Genomic DNA, 7,789 nt, shown 5'->3' on the forward strand with positions numbered 1-7,789 from the left:
AATAATAGGATGGGTTACTGGCTGCATTGAAAGGCAAATTCTGGAATATAGAACCCTGAAACCATCTTAATTGTGCTAGTTTTCTCCAGCCCAAGGGCAGGCAGGATACCCATCCCACAAAAGGTAGTTGATACCAAATCCAGCTCTATCACCCCTTTTCTCTTTAATTTCCTCCTCTTCTATTCTCCGTGTCCTCTGTGCCTCTGTGGTTCATTTTCAAAAAGGGAGTATTTTGTAGTCCCTGAGTTGTATCTGGGTTGAGACATCGTATTTTGTGAGTTGAGATAAATTTCTGACCAAAAAGAAGGGTTTCAAGCCTCCCCTTTCAAGGGGAATCATCAAAGAATTTTGCCAAATGTCAAGCTCCATCCTTTGAAGGCGGAGCCAATCCAAAATCCAAAATCCAAAATCCAAAATCCAAAATCCAAAATCGATTGACAATGCCTAACGCTGAAAATTTTTCGGACATTCAAAGCCATTGGGCGCAGCAATGTATCGTGCAGTTGCGACAGCGGCAGCTTGTTAGCGGGTATCGCGATGGTAGCTTTCGTCCAGAGGGAACAATTACCCGCGCTGAGTTTGCGGCTATTTTGCAAAACGCTTTCCCTAATGTGCAACCAACGCGCAGTGCTATTACCTTTAGTGATGTACCGGAGAATCATTGGGCTAACAAAGCCATTCAATTTGCGACTGAGCGGCAATTTTTTCAAGGCTATCCTGATGGTACTTTCAAGCCAAACCAACTGTTGCCACGAGTGCAAGCGATCGCAATCCTGGCGAATGGCCTAAATTATAAGCCCACTACAGTGCCATCCCAGACGCTGCGGAACTATTTTGACGATGCGGCGGAAATTCCCGACTATGCTAAAAATGCGATCGCTGCTGCTACAGAAAACTTGAGCGTTGTCAACTATCCCAACGTTAGAAAATTGCGACCCAATCAAAATGCTACCAGAGGTGAAATTGCGGCCTTATTGTGTCAAGCCTTGCAGATAGGAAATGTTCTTTCACCGCAGTATATTGTTGCAAGTGAACCGTTGGTCATTCCGCCCCAATTTGATGAAGTCGAAGCATTTTCTGAAGGTCTAGCTTGGGTCAAAATTGGTCAGAAATGGGGTGTAATTGACAAGACGGGGAAACGCCTGATACAACCTGAATATTATGGACATTATCCTTTTTCCTCAGATCTAGCGCTGGTAACGATTGGCGGAAAGCCTCGCTATATCGACAAAACAGGTAAAATTATCATTGCCCTCAATTTGGATAACGCCTCTTCGTTTTCTGAAGGGTTAGCATCTGTGAGTATTGGTGGCAAGTTTGGCTATATTGACACCCAAGGTCAAATTATAATTAAGCCACAATTTGAACAAGCTCAGAACTTTTCGGAAGGTTTAGCGGCTGTCAAGTATCAAGGTAAGGTTGGCTTTATTGATAAGTCGGGAAAATTTGTGATTCAGCCCCAATTTAATTGGGCAGAGCCTTTTTCCGATGGGGTGGCATTGATGGCTATTGGCGACAAGTATGGCTTTATCGACAAGACAGGAAAGTTCATCGAGTTGAGTTTTAATACCCCTCTGACTGAGCCTATTGGTGCTTTTTCTGAAGGTTTAGCGCGAGTTAGTTGGGGCAGTGATGGATTTATTGATAAAGCCGGAAAAATTGCCATTACGGGGAGATTTCACCGGGCAATGTCTTTTTCTGAAGGACTGGCGGCAGTATCTGCTGATAGTAAAGGAGGATTTATCGACAAAACAGGTAAATTAGTTATCCCGATGAAATTTGATAGTGTGGATTCGTTTTCTCAGGGGTTGGCGCGGGTCATGGTTGGCGACAAATTGGGCTATATCAATAAAGCTGGAAGTTTTGTCATCAAGCCCCAGTTTCTTAAAGCTAGAGATTTTTCTGAAGGTTTAGCGGCTGTTTATGTCAGCAGTAATTCAGGTGGAGACGTTAATAGTGGAAAGTGGGGCTATATTCGTAATCCGCTCCAATAACTATTATGTAGGAGATGGTTATCCCACCAGCCTTATCAGTTTCTAAAACTGTAACCCATCGGATTGCAGGGATGCTTGGATGCCAGATTAGGAACATCCAATCAACCTTGCTAGGCAAAAGAAATGAATCGTCTCCTCGACTTCTCCCCATTGAATACCTGCGATCGATTGAAAACCTTGTTGTTAGTTTTTGGGCTGCTCAGCCTAACGTCATGTCAAGCCGTTTCCAGTAACGCGCAAACCCCCAATTTAGCGTCTGCTCCTAGAACTCTCACCGTTTCCGGCACAGGGGATGTTACCATTCCCACAACGGTAACTCAAGTGCGTTTGGGGGTTGAAATTCAGGGCAAAACGGCGAAGGATGTACAACAACAAATCGCCAAGCGATCGCAAGTGGTGGTGGAATTGCTAAAATCCCGTAAGGTGGAAAAGCTCGAAACGACGGGTATTAGCCTTCGCCCTAACTATACCTATAAAGATGGCAAGCAAACCATCAATGGCTATACTGGCACCAACACCGTTAGTTTTCGGATTGATACAGATAAATCCGGGACGTTATTAGATGACGCCATAAAAGCCGGAGCAACACGGATTGATGGCGTAAGTTTTGTAGCATCCGATGATGCGATCGCACAAGCTCAACAGCAAGCCATCCAAAAAGCTGCCGAAGAGGCGAAAAAGCGAGCCGATGCTGCCTTGAGGGCGCTCAACCTCAGTCAGCGGGAAGTGATGGGTATTCAAATTAATTCAGCCAACCCACCTCAACCGCTGAACGTTGCCATGCCTATGGTACTGGCGGAAAGGGCGCAGACTGCTGATAAGACACCTGTTGTCGGTGGTGAGCAGAAAGTTCAACAATCCGTTACTCTGCAAATTAGGTACTAAAGTAGTGAAGTAGTGAAGTAGTGAGCAGTGAGCAGTGAGCAGTAGGCTCAATATATAGTGTTGTATAGGATTAGGGTAGATTGGCAAGCTTGTTACTTATTTCTAGCAAGCTGAGCGAGGTACTCAGTACAAATAGCCTGTTAACGTTTCAGGATGCGCCCTACTCCAATCACCGCTAAAATTCCTAAGATTAACCAGATAGCCACAATCACAGCAGCGGCTATCCAGTTCGTCGGCTTACCTTCACCCATCGCCGCCTCAGCCTTTTGGCGACACTCTTCTAAAACTGCTGGGGGAATCATTTTTAGCACCAGAATTATCCCCAACGGCACTAATAGCAGGTCATCCAGATAACCCAAAATAGGAATAAAGTCTGGAATGAAATCAATCGGACTGAAGGCATAGGCAACAATAATGCCTGCAAAAACTCTTGCGTACCAAGGTACTCTGGAGTCTTTACAGGCTAGATAGATCGCGTAGGTCTCTTTTTTAAGTTTCCTAACCTGTTGTTTCCAGGTTTGCATCTTAGACACCCACGAACTCTCATTCACAACGAAGGAACTAAAATTCCTAACCTTCAACCTATTTTCAGATTAGACATCATGAGCGGCGCACACAACAAAGGAATGAAAATTTTTATCCCTTCTGCCCTCTGCCCTCGGCCTTCTGCCTTATTTTCAAGTTAGGAACTTTAGCGCAGAAAATCACCTCATCCCAGCACAGCTGAAACAGGCTGTTTTAGCGCTTCCTTAAGGATTTCTGCTTTATCTGTTTGCTCCCAAGGCAAGTCTAAATCAGTACGCCCAAAATGACCATAAGCCGCCGTTTCTTGATAGAAACGACCACCACGTTCTGCGGGTAACCGACGCAGATTGAACGCCTGAATAATCCCTGCCGGACGGAGTTCAAAGTGCTGCTTCACCAGTTCCAGTAAGCGCTCTTCTTCAATTTTTCCGGTGCCAAAGGTGTCAACCAGGATACTAACCGGTCGAGCCACCCCGATCGCATAACTTAGCTGCACTTCGCACTTCTCTGCCAAACCCGCTGCCACAATATTTTTAGCCACATAGCGGCAGGCATAAGCAGCAGAACGGTCTACTTTAGTGGGGTCTTTTCCAGAGAACGCACCGCCACCGTGACGGGAGTAGCCACCATAGGTGTCAACAATAATTTTACGACCTGTGAGACCCGCATCGCCTTGAGGGCCACCAATGACAAACTTGCCAGTTGGGTTAACCAGGAAGCGAGTCTTGCTATCTGGCTTAATTTCGCTCTCTGCGAAAATCGGTTCTACCACGGCTGCCCAGAGGTCTTCTTTAATCTTGGCTTGGACGGCAGCATCATCTGTAATATCCCCAATTGTTGCCGTGTGTTGGGTAGAAATCAAAATTGTGTCAATCCCAACTGGTTTGCCATCTTCGTAGATGACAGTGACTTGGGTTTTACCATCCGGACGGAGATAGGACAACTGCCCCAATTTCCGAACTTCCGCCAAACGTCGAGCCACTCTGTGAGCCAGACTAATAGGCAAGGGCATTAATTCAGGTGTCTCGTTGCAGGCATAGCCAAACATCAGACCTTGGTCGCCAGCGCCGATCGCATCTAATTCATCTTCGCTCAAACCCTCCCTACTTTCCTGAGCGCTAGTAACGCCTTGAGCAATATCGGGAGATTGCTGATCCAAAGTAACCAAAACCGAGCAGCTGTTGGAACAAAAGCCATTTTCGGCATTAGTATAGCCAATTTCAGCAATTTTCCGGCGTATGATATCGACGAAATTAACTTGGGCTTTGGTGGTGATTTCACCTGTGATTAGCACTAAGCCAGTATTAACAACAACCTCAGCGGCAACACGGCTGTGGTCGTCTTGGCTCAGGAGGGCATCCAGGATAGTATCCGAAATCTGATCGCAGATTTTGTCGGGATGGCCTTCAGTAACGGATTCCGAGGTAAATAGGTAACGACGAGACAACGATAGATTCTCCTTGACTAATAGCTGAGCGAGCGAGAGTTTAGGTCAGGCTCAACCGCTTTGACCCTCGATTTTTACGACGTTAGCCTGCCATGATAGCAGCAATTACACGTTTGGATTAATAATTGCCTCGCGCTTAAGAAAGTCTTTAAAAACTTTAAGATAAAGATTCAGCCTCCAGCGGTCTTATCTGCAACGGCCTTTTGCACACACAAGGCGTTCTGAGTGTCACAACGATTTATTCTGTAACGATTTGTTGACAAGCCTCCAAGCGACAGAAGAGACTATACCCTCCAGAAGCACCAAAAACAACACACACTTTGGGTGAGGCGGCGCTAGGCAGATGACCTGGAGGTGCATTCAATGCAAAAGTAAAGGCATCATAAGGAAACCATACTTCGCCACTATGCCATCCTACGCGATCGCCCAGAATTAGATATTTTTTCCCGCACTCCTGGAAGATCTGCTTTTGGATACTAAACCCAAAACGTCCATTGCTGTAAAGTACCCATAGCTGATCAATGGTATGGAGGTCTACACAGGGAAACTTTGCTAGGTCTTTTTCTCTGAGCCAGCCTTCTTTTTCTCGACCGGATACCTTCAGCATGACAGTGAGAGTTTCTCGATCCGCCTCTTTCCACTTTTGGGCTATTAATAAATCCCGTAGTTTGCTGTAATTTACGCCTACAGATGAACCTAGTTCATCAGCATTGAGGTCTTGCAGTACCTCATCAGCCGATTGATAACGGTCTTTCACTAAGTTCTGAATCAATTTGTCTAAGATTTGACCTAAGCGCTGACTGATAGTGGTTCCGGGTGGCAAGCGATCGCGCCACATCCAGCGACCTTCTAAGGCATTATAGGTACTATCAAATCCAGATTTTGTTGGCAGACATCGGGTGAGTAGACACACGCAAGTCATACCCAAACTATACAAATCGCTAGCCGGGTAAACTTGTCCGCGCATTTGTTCAAGTGAGGCATATCCCTGAGTCCCAACGGTTGTCCCCACCTTACCCAACATCGTCGCCGTGGCTTGTTTGGAGACACCAAAATCGATTAACACTAACTTGCCATCCTTGCGACGGCGCATAATATTTTCTGGCTTGATGTCTCGGTGAATCACCCCCTTTTCATGGATAAACTTGAGGATGGGTAGCAAATCCCCTAGCAGTTGCCGAATTTTTTGTTCATTAAACACTCCCTGATGGACTAATTCTTCTAACAAATTCTGCCCATCAATTAACTCTTGCACCAGATACAAGCGCTTATCCTGCTCAAAGTGAGCCAAGAGTTCGGGAATCTGAGGATGCTCTCCCAGATCAAACAGCCGCACAGCTTCTTGATTAAACAATTCAGTCGCTTTCTCCAGTGACCCCGAATTAGCTTGAATTTGTGGCGAAGGTGAAAACTGCTTAACCAGGCAAGCGCCATTCATCCGGTCAGTATCTTCTGCCAGATAAGTTCGGCTAAATCCACCGCCACCGATGGGTTTGATAATACGATAGCGATTCCTGAGAAGCTGTACTAATTTAGCGCCGCAAGTTTGGCAAAATTTATGAGCATCAGGATTAAGGGGGTGGAGGCAGCAGGGGTTAAGGCAGTAGACCATACCTGGGGTGGACGCAGGCGATTAAGTCTATCGTGACACACTCGCCAACCTATCTAGTGAAGGGTGGCAGAATTAGGCTGAGAGCTAAAATCTAAGTCGAATGGCACGGACTTAAGAGGAATGGCACTGACTTAAGCAAGAAGTAGTCGTTCTTTGCAAAAAACCCAGATTGGGGGGTTTCCCCCCAAACCCCCCACTGGGGGACGAAGTGCCTACCTAGAGACCCCCTGCACAAGAGTTAGTTGGTGAGTGAGCAAAGTTCTTAAGTCAGTGCCATTCCATCTAATTCTGTTGTGTCTTGCACCGCTAATAGTGTTTAAAGGAGTTTTCATTGTTGTGAACCCTCAATCTACCATAAGGGAGCTTCAGCCACCTTCCCAGAGCTGGTTAAATAAGTTAACTCGTCGCTTGAGCATTCGCCACAAGATTGGCTTGGGATACGCAGTTGCAGTTGGTATTGCTGTTTTAGGAACAACTTTTGGAGTGGGGATTGGAAATCGCTACGAACAACAGGCTAGCTTGGAAGTAGAAGATGCTAAGGAGGAAATGGATCTTCTCAATCGCTTGCAGGCGAACAGTTTAGAGATACAGATACACCAGCAAAAATTTATTTATTTACTGGAGCAGCCTGAAGCCATACAACGAGAGAAATCTCATTTTCATCAGCACGTTGTTGAATTTCAGCAGTTGTGGTTAAAATTCCAAGCGTCTGGAGGCGATATAAATGGAGACGATACAAGGTACTCAAGCGTTCAAGAGTCAGCGACTGAACTGAAGGTGGCCAAACAATTTTTACAAACTTATAAAGGTGTGCCAGAAGCTTACATACAAAAAATAGAAGAAATCCTAAAGCCTTTTGATTCATCTCATTTAAACTCACAGGAGATTGAGGCGGCACGAAGGCAGATTTTAGATTTTACTAATAGCTCTGAGGTGGTAAATTTTGATAATTTATCTACTGAACTCAAGCAATTTATTGCGTTTGCTAATCATGAGTATGAGGAAGCCTACGCTTCTCGGGAAACTACACACGATAATGGATTCCACATTACTATCGCCAGTATAGTATTATCAATTGCGATCGCTATACTTTTTGCCATTTACATCAGTCGTGAGATCGCTCGTCCCATTCAAAGCACAACACAAGTTGCTCAGGAAGTTACTCGACTAGAAAATTTCAACTTACAAGCACCCATTACGACTGAAGATGAAGTTGGGGCATTAACAACTTCGCTTAATCAGCTCATTGCAAGGGTTAAACAGCTTCTTGAAGAACAAAATGCTGCTAACCAAGCCAAGCTAATTCAAAGTGAAAAAATGTGTAGC

The 7,789-nt window shown here is 45.4% G+C and carries 6 protein-coding genes; 3 read left to right on the plus strand and 3 right to left on the minus strand.

What is annotated here, in order from left to right:
- Window positions 1-440: 440 nt before the first annotated feature.
- Both V6C93_RS14015 and V6C93_RS14020 read left to right on the plus strand, forming a co-directional pair.
- Entirely contained in the window at window positions 441-1,994 is a 1,554-nt protein-coding gene (locus V6C93_RS14015) for a WG repeat-containing protein (protein WP_333477276.1), read from the plus strand.
- A gap of 123 nt (window positions 1,995-2,117) precedes the next feature.
- Window positions 2,118-2,879, plus strand: a complete 762-nt coding sequence (locus V6C93_RS14020; RefSeq protein ID WP_333477277.1) for an SIMPL domain-containing protein — start codon at window positions 2,118-2,120, stop codon at window positions 2,877-2,879.
- Between the two features lie 140 nt (window positions 2,880-3,019).
- Here V6C93_RS14020 and V6C93_RS14025 read toward each other — a convergent pair whose 3' ends face one another.
- The 3 genes from V6C93_RS14025 to V6C93_RS14035 form a co-directional block, all read right to left on the minus strand.
- A complete protein-coding gene (locus V6C93_RS14025) occupies window positions 3,020-3,403 on the minus strand; it encodes a YkvA family protein (protein ID WP_333477278.1) in 384 nt (127 codons plus the stop codon).
- Window positions 3,404-3,588: 185 nt separating this feature from the next.
- Window positions 3,589-4,851: a methionine adenosyltransferase gene (metK, locus tag V6C93_RS14030; protein WP_333477279.1), complete on the minus strand. Its 1,263-nt coding sequence runs from the start codon at window positions 4,849-4,851 to the stop codon at window positions 3,589-3,591.
- Between the two features lie 238 nt (window positions 4,852-5,089).
- Window positions 5,090-6,463 (minus strand): GUN4 domain-containing protein, encoded by a 1,374-nt coding sequence (locus V6C93_RS14035; protein WP_333477280.1) that lies wholly within the window; start codon window positions 6,461-6,463, stop codon window positions 5,090-5,092.
- Between the two features lie 336 nt (window positions 6,464-6,799).
- Here V6C93_RS14035 and V6C93_RS14040 point away from each other — a divergent pair.
- Window positions 6,800-7,789, plus strand: a 990-nt coding sequence (locus V6C93_RS14040) for a HAMP domain-containing protein (protein ID WP_333477281.1), incomplete at its 3' end; no start/stop codon positions are given.

It is taken from the genome of Allocoleopsis sp., assembly GCF_036703385.1.
Classification (GTDB): Bacteria; Cyanobacteriota; Cyanobacteriia; order Cyanobacteriales; family Coleofasciculaceae; genus Allocoleopsis.